Annotated in this window: 11 protein-coding genes; 3 read left to right on the plus strand and 8 right to left on the minus strand. The window is 68.7% G+C overall.

Going from position 1 to position 15,334, the window contains the following annotated elements:
• Positions 1–39: 39 nt before the first annotated feature.
• The 5 genes from LZ199_RS12265 to cysS all read right to left on the minus strand — a co-directional run bounded on the left by LZ199_RS12265 (position 40) and on the right by cysS (position 8,035).
• Positions 40–558: a DUF507 family protein gene (locus tag LZ199_RS12265; protein ID WP_256569053.1), complete on the minus strand. Its 519-nt coding sequence runs from the start codon at positions 556–558 to the stop codon at positions 40–42.
• A 134-nt stretch (positions 559–692) separates the two neighbouring features.
• On the minus strand, positions 693–2,633 hold the full coding sequence (gene uvrC, locus LZ199_RS12270) for an excinuclease ABC subunit UvrC (protein WP_253993856.1): 1,941 nt from the start codon (positions 2,631–2,633) through the stop codon (positions 693–695).
• A 12-nt stretch (positions 2,634–2,645) separates the two neighbouring features.
• The gene (gene uvrB / locus LZ199_RS12275) at positions 2,646–4,739 is read right to left on the minus strand and encodes an excinuclease ABC subunit UvrB (RefSeq protein WP_253993857.1); all 2,094 of its coding nucleotides are present in this window, start codon (positions 4,737–4,739) and stop codon (positions 2,646–2,648) included.
• A gap of 84 nt (positions 4,740–4,823) precedes the next feature.
• Positions 4,824–6,521, minus strand: a complete 1,698-nt coding sequence (locus LZ199_RS12280) for a M28 family peptidase (RefSeq protein WP_253993858.1) — start codon at positions 6,519–6,521, stop codon at positions 4,824–4,826.
• A gap of 44 nt (positions 6,522–6,565) precedes the next feature.
• Positions 6,566–8,035 carry a cysteine--tRNA ligase gene (gene cysS, locus LZ199_RS12285; protein ID WP_456094062.1) on the minus strand — a complete coding sequence of 490 codons (1,470 nt, stop codon included), beginning with the start codon at positions 8,033–8,035 and terminating at the stop codon, positions 6,566–6,568.
• Between the two features lie 191 nt (positions 8,036–8,226).
• Between cysS and LZ199_RS12290 the strand changes: the two genes are divergently transcribed.
• Positions 8,227–9,987 carry an FHA domain-containing protein gene (locus LZ199_RS12290; protein ID WP_253993860.1) on the plus strand — a complete coding sequence of 587 codons (1,761 nt, stop codon included), beginning with the start codon at positions 8,227–8,229 and terminating at the stop codon, positions 9,985–9,987.
• Here the strand turns inward: LZ199_RS12290 and LZ199_RS12295 are convergent.
• Positions 9,962–10,621: a hypothetical protein gene (locus LZ199_RS12295; RefSeq protein WP_253993861.1), complete on the minus strand. Its 660-nt coding sequence runs from the start codon at positions 10,619–10,621 to the stop codon at positions 9,962–9,964. The genes LZ199_RS12290 and LZ199_RS12295 overlap by 26 nt on opposite strands.
• A gap of 75 nt (positions 10,622–10,696) precedes the next feature.
• Complete coding sequence (locus tag LZ199_RS12300) at positions 10,697–11,191, minus strand: CarD family transcriptional regulator (protein WP_047859039.1); 495 nt, start codon at positions 11,189–11,191, stop codon at positions 10,697–10,699.
• A 191-nt stretch (positions 11,192–11,382) separates the two neighbouring features.
• Here LZ199_RS12300 and LZ199_RS12305 point away from each other — a divergent pair, with 191 nt between their 5' ends.
• A complete protein-coding gene (locus LZ199_RS12305; protein WP_253993862.1) occupies positions 11,383–13,842 on the plus strand; it encodes a DNA internalization-related competence protein ComEC/Rec2 in 2,460 nt (819 codons plus the stop codon).
• 4 nt (positions 13,843–13,846) lie between these two features.
• Entirely contained in the window at positions 13,847–14,101 is a 255-nt protein-coding gene (locus tag LZ199_RS12310) for a hypothetical protein (RefSeq protein WP_253994191.1), read from the plus strand.
• 18 nt (positions 14,102–14,119) lie between these two features.
• Here LZ199_RS12310 and LZ199_RS12315 read toward each other — a convergent pair whose 3' ends face one another.
• A complete protein-coding gene (locus LZ199_RS12315; protein WP_253993863.1) occupies positions 14,120–15,316 on the minus strand; it encodes a carbohydrate-binding family 9-like protein in 1,197 nt (398 codons plus the stop codon).
• Between the last annotated feature and the right edge of the window lie 18 nt (positions 15,317–15,334).

The following is a 15,334-nucleotide window of genomic DNA, read 5'->3' on the forward strand; positions in this document are numbered from 1 at the left end:
AGCGGAGCGGGGAACGGCAGTCCCCTCTCCCCAAGAAGACTAGATGAGGCCTCGAGCCCGGCGGATCTGCTCCACCGTCTTGTTGTACTCGATGTCGAAGGCGCTGGTGCCCTCCTGCAGGTGCTTCAGGCGGGAGCGGGCCTCCTTGTCGATCTCATCGTCCACGTCCAGGTGCCGCTTCATCACCGCGAAGACCTTCTTGCGGATTCCCTCGTCCCCGGCGAAGACCTCCTCGACGTTCCGGCTGATGAGGAGGAACTCGATCATCTGGTTGATGACGAACTCGATGCCCTCGTCCCCCATCTTGAAGCCGCGGACATCCGCCATCTCGCGCTTCACCTGGTTGAACTTGGAGTAGTCATATCCGCGACGCTCCAGGGCCTCTCGCGTCGCCTGGTTCACACGCTCTTCGTTCGCCAGGTACTCACGCATGATCGCCGACAGGTCCATCTCGGCGTCCGCCACGCGCATCGGCTCCACCTCGATGTCCCCTTCCTGCATGAGCTGCTGAATCGCCTCTCGCGAGATGATCGGGATCACCTTCGGATACAGCCTCATGTCGGTCCCTCGCCCTCTTTGGACGGCTCGAATCGTCAACCGCTATAAATCAGCGCCGAGCCCAGTCGCAATTAAAAACCCCAGGAACGTCGCGGTTCCAGCGCACTTCCCCCGCAGTCCGAAGTGGAAATTAATCACGCGGCACCGGGTGGCGACCCTCCCTGCGATTTTTCGTTCGCCGGTTCGACGGCGTCGTCGAGGGATGCTTCCCGGACAGGGTCCTCGGCCTCTTCGTCAGGGTGTCCGTGAAGCCCCGCATGGACACGCTCAGCGACGGCCGGGCCCACCACTTCCGCCAGCTCCTCGATGCTCGCCTCGCCCACGCGCTTGAGTGAACCGAAGTGCCGCAAGAGCGTCTTGCGCCGCACCTCCCCTACCCCCGGAATGTCCTCCAGGGCCGAGCGCACCCGACTCTTGCGCATCACCTGCTTCTGGAAGGTGATGGCGAAGCGGTGCGCCTCGTCCCTCATGCGCGTCAGCATGAACATCTCCGCCGAGTTCTGAGCCAGGACGATGGGGTCCTTTCGCCCCACGACGAACACCCGTTCGGGGCTGCGAGCGCTCTCCGCATCCCGGTCGAAGACCTCCAAGTCCCTGCTCTTTGCCAGGCCCACCACGTCGACGGAGTCCACCCCCAGGTCCTTCATGGCGGCGTGAGCGCTGGCGAGCTGCCCCTTGCCGCCGTCGATGACGAGCAGGTCCGGCAGGTCTCCGTCCTCCTGCCCTCGTTTGAGGCGCCGCGTCACGACCTCGTACATGCTGGCGAAGTCGTCCTGCTTCTCCAGCGTCTTGATTTTGTACTTCCGGTACCGGGACTTGTCCGCTTCGCCGTCGGTGACGGCCACCTGCGAGGCGACGATGGCCGAGCTCTGGAAGTGCGAGATGTCGAAGCACTCCATGCGGCGCGGAAAGTTCTTGAGGTTCAGCCGCTGTTGGAGGCGCGAGAGCACCTGGTCCGTCTCGTCCTTGGTGCGGCGGCGCTCCAGGAAGGCCTGCTCGGCGTTCTTCACCGCCATCTGCACCAGTTCGTGCTTCTCCCCTCGCTTGGGGACCAGCACGCGCACGCGCTCGCCCTTCCGCTCGGAGAGCAGGCCTTCCAGCCCCTCGGTGCCGTCTTCGGGGTCCAGCGGCAGCAGCACCTCCTCCGGCACGAAGCTGCCCTGGTCGTAGTAGAGGTTCACGAACGAGGCGAGCAGCTCCTCGTTGGGGAACTCCTGGTTGCCGAAGGGGAAGGCCTGGCCGCCGTTGAGCCGGCCCTGCCGCACCCAGAGGACGTAGAACATGATGCGGTCGCCTTCGCGGAACAGCGCGAAGACGTCCTGGTCCTTGAAGTCCGTGGTGGCGATCTTCTGGCGCTCCAGGCTGCGCTCAATCGCCAGGAGCTGGTCCCTGACCCGCGCTGCCTCCTCGAACTTCAGCTCCTGGGCGGCGCGCTTCATGCGCAGGCGCAGGCCCTCCACCAGCTCGCTGGCCTTGCCCTCCAGGAACATCACCACCTCGTCCACGCTGCGGTGGTAGTCGTCCTCGGGCACCGGGTGGACGCAGGGCGCCGGGCAGCGGCCAATCTGGAACAGCAGACAGGGCCGCTTGCGGTTGGCCAGCACGTGGTCCGTGCAGGTGCGCAGGCGGAAGTAGCGGTTGATGATGCGCAGCGTCTCGCGGATGGCGCCCGCGCTGGAGTACGGGCCGAAGTAGCGCGCGCCGTCGCGCTCGTACTTGCGGACGACTTCCAGGCGCGGATAGGCGTGGGTGCGGTCCAGGCGCAGGGAGATGAACTGCTTGTCGTCCTTGAGCAGGACGTTGAAGCGCGGGCGGTGCTTCTTGATGAGCTCGTTCTCGAGGAGCAGCGCCTCCTTCTCGTTGTGGACGAGCACCGTCTCGAGGTCGCCGAGCAGCTCATCCAGCAGCGACACGAAGACGCGCGTGTCCCCGGTGCGCGTGAAGTACGAGCGCACGCGGCTGCGCAGGTTGATGGCCTTGCCCACGTAGATGATCTGCCCCCGGCGGTCCTTCATCAGGTACACGCCGGGCTCGGTGGGAAGGGCGTCGAGCTTCTCCTGGAGCTTCACGTCCATGGCAGACGCCTCCTAACGGCGCCCTCGCGCCCGGCCGCCCTTGCCCCGTCCCCGTTTCGGCGCTTCATCCGGCGCCTTCGCCGGCCCCTTCAGCAGGAAACGCGAGGCGGGCTTGAGCCCCAGGTCCATGTCCTTGAGCAGTTGCACCTTGTCCCGGTACTCGGCGGCCTTCTCGAACTCCATCGACTCGGCGGCGCGCTGCATCTCCTCGGTGAACTCCTTCACCAGCCGCTTGATCTCCTTCGTGTCGAGAACGTCATCCTCCCCCTCGGCCGCCATGGGCAGCGTGCCGCCGCCCTCCGCGTCGTAGGCGTGGTCGGAGAAGTTGGTGATGTTGCTCTTGATGGAGCGAGGGGTGATGCCGTGGGCCTTGTTGTGCTGCCGCTGGATTTCGCGGCGGCGCGTCGTCTCCTCCAGCGCCTTCTTCATCGAGTCGGTGATGGAGTCCGCGTACATGATGACGCGGCCATTCAGGTTGCGCGCGGCGCGGCCGATGGTCTGGATGAGCGACACGTGGCTGCGCAGGAAGCCCTCCTTGTCCGCGTCGAGGATGGCGACCAGGGACACCTCGGGGATGTCCAGGCCCTCGCGCAGGAGGTTGATGCCCACCAGCACGTCGAACTCGCCTTTGCGCAAATCGCGGATGATGGCCATGCGCTCAATCGCGTCGATGTCCGAGTGCAGGTAGCGCACGCGCACGCCCACGTCCGCGTAGTACTCGGTGAGGTCCTCCGCCATGCGCTTGGTGAGCGTCGTCACCAGGACGCGCTCGTTGCGGCTGACGCGCAGGCGCACCTCCTCGAGCAGGTCATCGACCTGGTTGCCGACCGGGCGCGTTTCGACCTCCGGGTCCGTCAGGCCGGTGGGGCGGATGATCTGCTCCACCACGACGCCCTGGGACTTCTGGAGCTCGTACTCGGATGGCGTGGCGGAGACGAAGACGGCCTGGGGTACCAGCTCCTCGAACTCACCGAACTTCAGCGGGCGGTTGTCCAGCGCGCTGGGCATGCGGAAGCCGAAGTTGACCAGCGTCTCCTTGCGCGCGCGGTCGCCGCGGTACATCGCGCCAATCTGCGGCACCGTCTGGTGGCTCTCGTCGATGAGGACCAGCAGGTTGCGCGGGAAGTAGTCGATGAGGCACGGGGGCGGCTCCCCCGGCGCGCGGCCCGAGAAGTGTCGCGAGTAGTTCTCGATGCCGTTGCAGTAGCCGACCTGCTCAATCATCTCCAGGTCGAACATCGTGCGCTGCTCCAGCCGCTGCGCCTCCAGCAGCTTGCCGTCGCGCTTGAACGTCTGGAGCTGCTCGGACAGCTCGTCGCGGATGGTCTGCAGGGCGCGCTTGCGCATGTCCTCGCCCGCGACGTAGTGGCTGGCGGGGAAGATGACGACTTTGTCGAGCGTGCCCAGCGTGACGCCGCGAAGCGGGTCGAACTCCGTGATTCGCTCCACCTCGTCGCCGAAGAAGCTGATGCGCACCGCGCGCTCCTCCTCGTAGGCGGGGAACACCTCCACGGTGTCGCCGCGCGTGCGGAAGGTGCCTCGGTGGAAGTCCATGTCGTTGCGGTCGTACTGACCTTCGACGAGGCGGCGCATGAACGCGTCGCGCCCCATCTCCCCGCCCACGTCCACGCGCACCGCCAGGTCCACGTAGCTGCGGGCCGCGCCCAGGCCGTAGATGCAGGACACGCTGGCCACAATCACCACGTCGTCGCGCGTGCGCAGCGAGTGGGTGGCCGAGTGGCGCATCCGCTCGATGTTGTCGTTGATGGACGAGTCCTTCTCGATGAAGGTGTCCGACGACGGGACGTAGGCCTCGGGCTGGTAGTAGTCGTAGTACGAGACGAAGTACTCGACGGCGTTGTTCGGGAAGAGGCCCTTGAACTCGCCGTAGAGCTGCGCGGCCAGCGTCTTGTTGTGGGCGATGACCAGCGTGGGACGCTGCACGTTGGCGATGATGTTCGCCATGGTGAACGTCTTGCCGGACCCCGTGACGCCCAGGAGCGTCTGGTAGCGGTCGCCCCGCTGCACGCCCTCCGTGAGCTCGCCAATGGCCCTGGGCTGGTCACCCTCGGGCTGGTGGTCGCTGACGATCTGGAACTCAGGCATATCCGCGAGGTTTAACACCCTCGCGGGGCGAAACACTGGACATTTGTACCCGCCCGTCGAGCGGCGGACGGAGCGCTTCCCGCCCTACTTCGATGCCCCCTCGGAGGGGGGCGTCCGGGGGGCCTTGAGTGCCTCCAGCGCCTCCAGACGAGCGGCCTCGAATTCGTCCCCCTTGTTCCAGCGCGGCAGCTCCGTTGCGCGGGCGACATGGGCCCCGAGCAGGAAGAACAGGCGCGCGTCCTCCACCGCGCCCGTCATGTCCCAATCCGGGCGCAGCTCGTCGGAGGGCTGGTGGTAGTGCTTCGCCTCCCAGGCCTCGCGCTGCTGACGGCCCCAGCCTTCCGGGCGGCCAATGAAGTCCATGCCGCTGCCGAAGTACGCGGCGGGGATGCCGCGCCTGGCGAAGTTGAACTGGTCCGAGCGGTAGAAGAAGCCCCGGTCCGACAACTGGTCCGCCTTCACCACGCGGTTCTGCGTCTTCGCCAGCGCGGTGATGACGCCATCCAGGCTGGACTTGCCCAGGCCGATGACGGTGATGTCGCGCGTGCGGCCGTGGATGTTGGCGCCGTCGATGTTGACGTTGGCGGCGATGCGGCCGGCCGGCACGGGCGGATGCTCGGCCAGGTACTGCGAGCCCAGGAGGCCCTGCTCCTCGGCGGCCACGGCGGCGAAGAGGATGGAGCGGCGCGGCGCCTGCGGCATCGCACGATAGGCCCGCGCCACCGCCAGCATCGCGGACACGCCCGCCGCGTTGTCGAGCGCGCCGTTGTAGATGGTGTCCTCGCCCGGCTTGCCGCCCTCCTTCTTGCCCAGGTGGTCATGGTGCGCGCTGTAGAGCACCACCTCGCCGGACAGCTTCGCGTCGCTGCCGGGCAGCATCGCCAGCACGTTGGCCGTGGGACGGCGACGCACGTCGTTGGCGAAGCGCGTGGACACCGTCACGCCCAGCGGCACCGGCCGGAAGTCGCGCGACTGCGCGGAGGCCCGGAGCGTCTCCAGCTCCCGCCCCGCGAGCTGCAACACCTTGCGCGTGGCGTCCTCGGTGGCCCAGGCCTTCACCTGGAGGCGCGGCCCGGACGACGCGGGCAGTTCGAACTGCTCGCCCGTCCACGACGACTGCACCACCTGCCACGGATAGCCCGCGCTGGCCGTGGTGTGGAGGATGATGGCGCCCGCCGCGCCGACTTTCGCCGCCTGCTCGTACTTGTAATCCCAGCGGCCGTACCAGAGCCGCGTGCGGCCCGCGAAGAGGTTCGGATCATCCTCCGGGTCGCTGTTGAGGATGAGCAGCGTCTTGCCGCGCAGGTCCATCCCCTTGAAGTCATCCCACGCGTACTCGGGCGCCTGGATGCCGTAGCCCACGAAGACCAGCTCGGAGGCTTCCAGCTTCGACTCCGGCACCTGCACGCCAGACACCGCGATGAAGTCCTCGTGGAATTTCAGCTCCGTCGTGCCCAGCGGCGCGCGAATGGACATCGCCTCCGGATGGCCGGTGACGCCCACCAGGTCGAACGGCTGGAAGTACGTGCCGTCCGTGCCCGCGGGCTTCAGTCCCAGGGACTCCAGCTGCGCGGCGATGTACGCCTGCCCCAGCGCGTCGCCCCGGGTGCCGGGGCCCCGCCCTTCGAGCAAGTCATTCGCGAGGAAGCGCACGTGCGCGCGCAACACGTCCGGGTTGATGCTGCCCGCGGCGGCCTTCTCCGCGGGGGTGCTCAAGGGCCCGCGCTGCGCGAGCGCGGGAACGGACGTCAGGGCCAGGAACAGTGACAGCAGGTGCTTCATGGTGCCCCGAGCCCTAACACGAAGGCCCGGGGCGCCGCAGCCCTTCAGCCCTGAGCGGCCGCCACCTTCCACGAGGTGCCGCCCACCGTATCCATGATTTCCACGCCCTTCTCCTTCAGCGTGGCCCGCACGCGGTCCGCCGCGGCGAAGTCCTTCGCGGCCCGAGCGGCCGTCCGCTCACCGAGCAGCCGTTCGACTTCCGCCACGTCGATGCCGCGCTCGCGCACCGCGCGCTCACGACGGCGCAGGAGCCACGCGCTCGGGTCGTCCTCGAACAGGCCGAGCACGCCTGACACCTTGCGCACGTCCTCGCGCAGCGCCTGGAGCGTGCGCCCCACCATCGGCTTGTCCTTCACCGGCGGCTTGTCGGTCAGCTCGTTCATCAGATTGAAGAGGCCCGACAGCGCGCTCATGCCTCCCGCGCTGTTGAAGTCGTCGTCCATGGAGGACTCGAACTCCGCGAGGAAGCGATGCGGCTCGCCGTGGAGCGCGCCGGTGCCGAAGTCCTTCCCGGCGATGCGCTCGTCCACCTTGCGCAGCGTCTCGTAGAAGTACTCCATGCGCGCCTCCGCGTCGGCCAGGGCCTTGTCGGAGAAGCTGAGCGGATGGCGGTAGTGCGTGGAGATGAAGAAGAAGCGCAGGGCCTCCGCGTCCACCTTCTCCAGCGCGTCGCGCAGGCGCACCACGTTGCCCAGCGACTTGGACATCTTCGCGCCTTCGAGGTCCAGGAAGCCGCAGTGCATCCAGTACTTCGCGAACTCCTGCCCGTTGGCGGACTCGCTCTGCGCGATTTCGTTCTCGTGGTGGGGGAAGATGAGGTCCAGCGCCCCGCCGTGGATGTCGAACGTCTCGCCGAGGTACTTCGCGCTCATCGCGGAGCACTCGATGTGCCAGCCCGGACGCCCGGGGCCCCACGGGCTCTCCCACGCGGGCTCGCCCGGCTTGGCGGCCTTCCACAGCGCGAAGTCGAGCGGCTCTCGCTTCAAATCTCCCGGCTGCACGCGCTCACCGACGCACAGCTCGTCCAGGTGCCGCTTGGACAGCTTCGCGTAGTCCTTGTCCGCGCTCACCGAGAAGTACACGTCGCCGTGGGACGCGTAGGCGAAGCCCTTGTCCACGAGCTTCTGGATGATGGCGATGATTTCGGGGAGGTGGTCGCTCACCTTCGGCGCCACGTCCGGCTCCTGCATGTGGAGCGCCTTGGCGTCCTCGCGGAAGATGTCCACGAAGCGCGAGGCCAGCGCCACCGGGGCCTCACCCGTCTCGTGCGCGGCCTTGATGATTTTGTCGTCCACGTCCGTGAAGTTCCGGACGTAGCGAACCTTCAGGCCCCGGTACCGGAGGTAGCGGACCACCACGTCGAAAGACGTAAAGGTGCGAGCATTCCCGATATGAATGTAACTGTAGACAGTCGGACCACAGACGTAGACCCCGACGCAGCCCGGGACAGCGGGCTCCAGCAGCTCCTTCTGCATGGTCATCGTATTGAAGAGCCGGATGGGTGGGGGAGTCACTTGCGCCATTCCTCCTGGGGTCCGTCTTTGTGCGTGTGGCCGCCACTCTAGATTCGCGGTCCCTGAACAGGCCAGCATTCACGAGGTCCTCGGTGGCGGGAAGCCCCCGGAATCCACCGGACCTGGACAACTTCGGACGACCCGGGCCTGAGAACCTTCCAGCCGGTCCTCAATCAGCGAGAATGGTGTTCATGGCTCCACCGAATCCCAAGCGCCCGCCCCGCCCTCCCCGTCCGCCGGGCACGCAGGCGCCGAAGGAGCCCGAGGTGGAGCTGCCCTTCGACGACGATGAGGTGGCGCCCCTCCAGGCCGACGACCCCCGCCCCCAGCGAGTGCCCCAGTTCCCAGCGGGCTCGCGCAAGGGACGCTCGAAGAGCGGCGGCAAGGGCCGGGAGAAGAACGACCGGGAGCTGTCCGGGCGGTTCGACTGGGGGCGCGAGTACTCGAACCCCGGCCACCCTCCGGCCTTCCTCTACGTCGAGCGCGGTCCCGGCGTGGGCCAGCTCGTGCCCGTGCAGCAGGGGCCGTTGGTCCTGGGGCGCTCGTCCTCGTCGGACCTGCGGCTCCAGCATCCGTCCATCAGCCGGCGCCACGCGCAGATCACCCGGCAGGCAGACCAGGTCTTCATCAAGGACCTGGGCAGCCAGAACGGCACCTTCCTCAACCGCAACCGCGTCACCACCGAGGTCGAGGTGATGTCGGGGGACGAAATCACCCTGGGCAACGCGATGCTGCGGCTGCGCGGCCCGGGTGGCACGCCCGCCGCGGGCATCCCTGCCCTGAGCGGAGCCCTCTCCGAGCCGCTTCCGCGCAAGCGCGGACTGGGGCCCTGGGGCGTGGGGCTCGTCGCCGCGGGACTGGGCTCCACCGTCGCGGCCCTCATCACCGTGCTCGCGGTGGGACTCAGCTCGAATCGGACGGGGGCTTCCGACGACACGGGGCGCGCGGGTGACTCGTCGTCCACGCGGGGACAGGCTTCGCCGTCGGAGAAGCTCGCCGCGGATGATGATCGTCCCCTCCTCGTCGACACGGGCAATGCGCGTCCCACCGGGACCGCCACGGACCGCGTGCAGACTGGCGAACCCCTGGTCGGCGAGACGCAGGCGGGGACTCGGCGAAGTGGCGGCGAGGAGCCTCGCGCCCCCCTCCGGGATGAGAAGGCACGGGCGACCGCGTCGGGGAGCGACGACTCCGTCAAGGTCCGCGCGCCCCAGGGTGGCGCGGCGACCCCCACGGGACTCAGTGCTCGGGACATCGCCGCTGGCGCCACGCGGGCGTCACGGACCGACACGTCCACCGCTCCCCCGGAACCGCGCGCGGCGGCGCTGGCCACGGGCTCCACGCGAGCGACACAGCCAGACACCTCCGCATCGACCGCGAGCCTCAGCGCCAGGGACCTGGCCACGGGCGCGGTCCGCGCACCCGTGCGTGGGAGCCGCGAGGCCACGGAGGAAGTGGCCGCGTTCCAGTCCTTGTCCGATGACGACTCCGCGTCCGCCGAGAAGATCGTCACGAACACGAAGGTCCGCGACAGCAAGCCCCGGGGCCCCGCGTCCGAAACGGAAGTCCTCCGGCTCTACGAGGCGGGCGACGTGACGTCCGCGATGGAGATGGCGAAGTCCGGTCGCTTCACCGCCCTGTACGCCCAGCTCGCCCGCTTCGACTCCGCGGGCAGCGAGGCACGCAAGGCCCTGGCGAAGGGCGACACGGCTCGCGCCATCTCCCAGCTCACGGTCGCCGTCAAAGTCGACCAGGAGCTGTCCAAGGGCTGGAGTCGACTGGGGCCCCAGCTGCGCACGCAGCTCTCGACGCTGTACGTGCGCTCGGGCGCGGACCACCTGAAGGCCCAGGAGCCGGACGCGGCCCGCGCGGACTTCGAGCAGGCCCTGAAGTACGACTCGGGAAACCGCAGGGCCACCGAGGGACTCAGGCGGCTCCAGCAGGGCCCTTGAGGGCCTTGTAGAGCAGCACCGCGTTGAGCACGGCGAAGGCGAGCAGCGCCAGGCAGGTCAGGATGCGCCCACGGTCCTCGCCCGGCCGCTCGCCCTCGATGAGCAGCCACAGCCTGCCCTCATGGGGCTGCACTTCACCCATGTTTCGCAGCAACGCGAGCGCATCGCGGTAGCGCGGCGCGTCCTCTTCCGACAGCAGGCGCCCCCGGATGCCGAAGGGCCGCGAATCGGGCGGAGGCGGTGGCCGTCCGGGCACCCAGTCCTCGCCGGGCAAGGCGGGCCGGCGCACCACGAAGGGCGACTCCCGCAGGCCCACCAGCACGAGCAGCGCGCTTCCGTCCTGCTCGTAGGCGCCTCGGGCCGTGGGCACTCCGTGCACCTGCGCGTAGCGATTGGAGGCGAGCGCGTCGAAGCGGTAGTCCCCCTCCACCCCCAACGTCAGGGGCACCGGGGAGGAGAAGAAGTACTCCAGCTCCCGCCGCTGCATCACCAGCAGCGCCAGGCTCACCAGGATGCCGACCCCGGATGCCAGGGGCCTGACACCCACGCGGCGCCGCGCGAGCCGTGACTCGAGCTCGGCGATGCGTGCGTCCCGCTCGGCCTGGGCGAGGGAGGAGGAAGGCGACTCGTTCATGACGTGAAAAGACGAAGCCCCGGACTCCCTACGAGGGAACCCGGGGCTGGAGTCTCGGGCAGGAGCCCGTGACGCTCAGGCGAGATTGAAGATCTTCTTCAGGTCCGACTCAATCTCTTCCTCGGTGCAGTCCTTGGCCAGCGACAGCTCCTTGATGAGCAGCGAACGCGCCGTGTCGAGCATCTTCCGCTCGCCAAAGGACAGGTCCTTGTCACCCTTGAGCAAGTACAGGTCGCGCAGCACTTCGGCGATCTCAAAGACGGAGCCCGTCTTGATCTTCTCCATGTACTCCCGGTAGCGCCGGTTCCAGGTCGTGGAGTCGACCGAGATGTCCTTCTCCTTGAGGATGGAGTAGACCTGCTTGACGTCCTCCTCGCTGATGATCTCCCGGAGGCCGACCGATCCGACCTTGTTGATCGGGATCATGATCCGCATCCCGTTCTCCAGGATGCGCAGCACGTAGAAGGACTGGCGCTGCCCGGCCACTTCGGTGTGCTCGATACCCATCACCTCACCGACGCCCTGGCCCGGATAAACCGCCTTGTCACCAGTCTTGAAGCTGGTCTGCACTAACTGCCTCCTTGAAAGACTCGCTCCCGGCCTTCCATCACCAAGCCGGGCACTACTACCACAAACCACATCCACGGGCAACGATATCGCCTTGACCACCCAGGACGCGCCCGACTACGTTGTCGGTTTTCGTACGCGGTATCGCTCGGTGTACGAGCCGGCGTGACGGACGGTGTTGGGCGGGGTGGCGGGTGGATCGTTACGCGTGGCGCGATCTGGGGACGCGTCCTCTTTTCTTTCCTTCGTTGAGCTTGCTGCTAGGCGCTCTCTGGTCTCCCGGAACGGACGGCCCGGCCGAGCTATTTCTGGTCTGCGGGGTTTTGCTGGGAGTGGTCGGCCTGGCGCTCGCCCGGCTGCCTGGTTCCCATCTGGCGGTGCTCGGCGCACTCTGGATGGCTGGAGCCGGGCTCGCGCAGTGGGAATCCCGGGTCCAAATCCCGCGAGCCCTGGCGAGGGGCGGCGAGGCCGTGGTGGAGGGCGAAGCCGAGCGGGTGGACCGCCTGGATGAAGCCACCCGGGTGCGACTGGCGGTGTCGCGCGCGGGGCCCGAGGACGGAGCGCTCCAGAGCGCTCGCTTCAAGCTGAACCTGACGCTTCGCGGAGCAGCGCCGCCGCTGCTCGCCGGACAGCGCCTCAGGGCCCGGGTTCGCCTGACTCCCGACGCGCCCGCCGCCAATCCCGGCGAGAAGGATTTCACGTCCGTCCGTCGCCGGCAGGGCGTGGCCTTCACGGGGGTGGCGGACGCCGGACGCGTGCTGGTGCTGTCCCTGGCGTCGACGTGGCGGTGGTCGATGGAAGACACCCGGGAGCGACTGGCCGAGGCGACTCACCGCGTCGCCCCCTCGCGAGACTCCGCGGCCCTCTTCCTCACGCTGGCGGCGGGGCGGCGCGCGGAGCTGGATGCGGCGTGGGAGGAGGCCTTCTCACGGGCGGGCCTCGCGCACGTGCTCAGCGTGAGCGGCCTGCATGTCGCGGCTCTCGCCCTGATGACGCTCGCGCTGCTGCGGAGGCTGCTGGTACGGGCCGGCGCGCGGTGGCGGAAGCTGGATGCCCGGCGGGTGGCGGCGCCCGCGGCGGTGCCGTTCGTCTGGGCCTACGTGTTGTTCACCGGCAGCCAGCCTCCGGCGGTGCGCTCGGCGGTGATGGCGACGGTGGTGCTGTTGGGGCTGGCGTGGTGGAAGCGCGCGGATGGGCTCAATGGCCTGGCCGCGGCGGCGCTGGTGCTGGTGATGTGGGCGCCGTCCAGCGTGGAGGACCTGTCGCTGCGGCTGTCGTTCCTCGCGGTGTTTGGGCTGGTGCTGCTCGTGCCAGCCCTGCGCGGGGCCCTCCCCTTCGCGAAGCCGGACCCGGGTGAGCCGCGCCGCTGGGCCCGACTCTGGGGACAAGGACGAGAGACCATGGCGCAGACCTTGTGCGCGAGCGCCGCCGCCACGCTGGCGGGACTGCCCGTGGCGGCCTCGGCCTTCGGGCGGGTGAGCCTGGCGGGGCTGCTCTCCAACATCATCGCCCTGCCCCTCTGCGGCCTGCTCACGGGCCTGGCGGCGGGTGGCGCCGCGCTGTTCGTGGTGGCGCCCCCGCTGGCGATTCCCGTGCTGTGGGCCGGAGCGTGGGCGTCGGAGGCGTTGCTTTGGATTACCCGTGTGTTCGCGGCCATGCCCCTGGCCTCCGTGGAGGTGCCTCCGCTCGGAGGCTGGGCCGCGCTGTATGCCTTCGGCCTGCTGACGTGGGCCCTGGGCTCGGGGCGATGGCGCGCGTGCGGGTGGCTTGCTCCCGTGGCGCTCGTCGCGGCGGCCCTCGCTCCCAGGCTCACTCCCGAGCCGGGCCTGCGCGTCACCTTCCTCTCCGTCGGACAGGGCGACGCGGTGGTGCTCAGCTCGCGTGGACACCACGCGCTCGTGGATGGAGGCGGCTCACCGAATGGCGCGGACACGGGCGTCCGCTTCGTCCTCCCCTATTTGCGGCACCAGGGCATCTCCACACTGGAGCTGGCGGTGCTGTCCCATCCCCATCCGGACCATGCGCTGGGGCTCATCTCCACGCTGAAGGAGGTGCCCACCGCGCGGCTGTGGCTGCCGGCCGGCGACGAGGGCGGACCGCTGTCGCGTCAGGTCGTCACAGCGGCAGGCGAGGCGCGCGTGGAGACAGTGGAGGCCGGACATCCCTCGCTGCGGCTGGGTGAGGCGACGCTGGAGGTGCTGGGCCCTCCAGGCGCCGAGGAGCGCGAGCTGCTCGAAGGGGTGAATGACCGCAGCGTCGTGCTGCGCGTCCGGCACGGAGACGTCACGGTGCTGCTGCCTGGGGACATGGAGCACGACGCCGAAGCGCTCCTGGCGGACACCCTGGCGCCGGTGACGGTGCTGAAGGCGCCGCACCATGGCTCGCGCACGTCGTCCACCCAGGCCCTGGTGGACCGCATCAGGCCCCGGCACGTCGTCTTCTGTGTCGGCCGGCGCAACCGCTTCGGCTTCCCTCACCCGGAGGTGGAGGCGCGCTACCGGGCCGCGGGCAGCGAGTGTTGGAGGACTGACATCGACGGCGCCGTCACGGTGGAGAGTGACGGTCGGGATGTCCGGCTGGTCCCCCACCTGGCGCGCGAGCCAGCCGAGGAGGCGCCTCGACTTGCCGTTGATGCGAGTCATTCCCATCGTTGAGTCGATGAATCCCGAGGACATCGACCTGCGACAGTTGACGGCGGACCTGAAGGACGCGCTGGGCCCTGGAGAGCCCGTGGGCTACCTGCGCGGCAAGTCACTCATGCGTGACTTGCTCGTGGACCTCAAGGGCTTCTCCCAACAGGAGTCCGAGGAGCTCATCGACACGCTGGAGCTCCAAGGCTACCTCCGCTTCCTTGGGGACCCTTCGGAGCGCTCCGTGGCGGATGCCCAATGGGACATCACTCCACACGCGTGAGCGCGCGAAGCCTGTGCCTCACTGGAAGGTGAGCCACGCGAAGCGCGGCAGCGCATGGAAGTCGCCGACGAAGAGAGGGGCGAAGGCCTGTCCCTCCACCGTGCGCCGACCGTGGTGCTCCAGCCGATAGAGATTGAAGCGCCAGCGCTCTCCGGAGCGCGGCGGAACGTTCGGCACCTCGGCGAGCTTCGCGAAGGGAATCCGCAGCTCCACGGACCACCCCTCGTCCTTGTCGGACGCGTCATCCAGCGTGCCGCGGACCTTCACCGCCGACGTCATCCCCGAGTCCCAGGACAGGTCCATCCCCTGCCGACGCGCGGGGAAGTACGCGTCGAAGTTGACGTTGTGCGGTGACACCTGGAGTTCGTTGTACGTGCGGCCATCCGCGTTCGCGTCGAGGAAGATCTCCACCACCTCCTGCTCGTAGATGGGGTCATCGCGCTTGCGCAGCGTGCCCCAGACGTCGGGGTCCTCGCAGTCGAAGGCCACGTAGAGGAATGCGTCGTCATAGGCGAGCCGCGCCTCGGTGCGCAGCTTCACCGGACGGCCGTCGAAGCTGCCCTGCAACACCACGGGCGTGGCCCCCTTCCAGACCGCGTCGTCGAGCACGCCGTCAATCGTGGGAGCGGCGCTCGCCTTGCGGACGACATACTCGGGCAGCTCCGGAGGCGCGCCGCCGAGTTGCGGGCCGAGCATCCGGTGGGAGCCGTCATGAGAGGCGGCATCATCCACGGGCAGCCGCTCGTCGCCGCGCCAGAAGCCCAGCATGGCGCGGGAGGGCACGGGCGGCATCGGAATGGAGTGGACGTCCTCGATGACCTTGTCCACCGGCCACGAGGCCAGCGGCGCCGCGCCGTCCTGAATCTCATGGTCCGCGTTGACGAGCATCCCGCCCGTCGCCACGTCGACCACGTGGACGAAGAAGCCGTACCCCTGCGGAGGCGGTCGCCGCGCCTGGAAGTAATGCGCCAGCCGAACCTGCTCGCCCGGGGCGGCGTTCGGGGGCGTCACCTTCGAGCCCAGGTACACCACCGAGCCCCCCGCGAACGTGGCACCGCTGCGGAACGTCAGGTCCGAGGGCGCGGCGTCCAGGACGCGGGCCTTCGCGGGCTCGGGCAGACGGGACGGACGCGGCTTGGGGCCCGCCTGTTCATCGCGGCACGCGGCCACGAGGCACGAGAGGGTCAGGAGGAGGACGGTGAAGGGGGTGCGCATCGGCGGCGGGCATCCTAG

It is taken from the genome of Myxococcus qinghaiensis (assembly GCF_024198215.1).
Taxonomy (GTDB): Bacteria; Myxococcota; Myxococcia; order Myxococcales; family Myxococcaceae; genus Myxococcus; species Myxococcus qinghaiensis.

What these genes read in the sequence shown, in the direction of transcription:
- LZ199_RS12265 (WP_256569053.1), bottom strand. Translation starts at nt 558, where the DNA reads ATGAGGCTGTATCCGAAGGTGATCCCGATCATCTCGCGAGAGGCGATT.
- uvrC (WP_253993856.1), bottom strand. Translation starts at nt 2,633, where the DNA reads ATGGACGTGAAGCTCCAGGAGAAGCTCGACGCCCTTCCCACCGAGCCC.
- uvrB (WP_253993857.1), bottom strand. Translation starts at nt 4,739, where the DNA reads ATGCCTGAGTTCCAGATCGTCAGCGACCACCAGCCCGAGGGTGACCAG.
- LZ199_RS12280 (WP_253993858.1), bottom strand. Translation starts at nt 6,521, where the DNA reads ATGAAGCACCTGCTGTCACTGTTCCTGGCCCTGACGTCCGTTCCCGCG.
- LZ199_RS12290 (WP_253993860.1), top strand. Translation starts at nt 8,227, where the DNA reads ATGGCTCCACCGAATCCCAAGCGCCCGCCCCGCCCTCCCCGTCCGCCG.
- LZ199_RS12295 (WP_253993861.1), bottom strand. Translation starts at nt 10,621, where the DNA reads ATGAACGAGTCGCCTTCCTCCTCCCTCGCCCAGGCCGAGCGGGACGCA.
- LZ199_RS12310 (WP_253994191.1), top strand. Translation starts at nt 13,847, where the DNA reads ATGAATCCCGAGGACATCGACCTGCGACAGTTGACGGCGGACCTGAAG.
- LZ199_RS12315 (WP_253993863.1), bottom strand. Translation starts at nt 15,316, where the DNA reads ATGCGCACCCCCTTCACCGTCCTCCTCCTGACCCTCTCGTGCCTCGTG.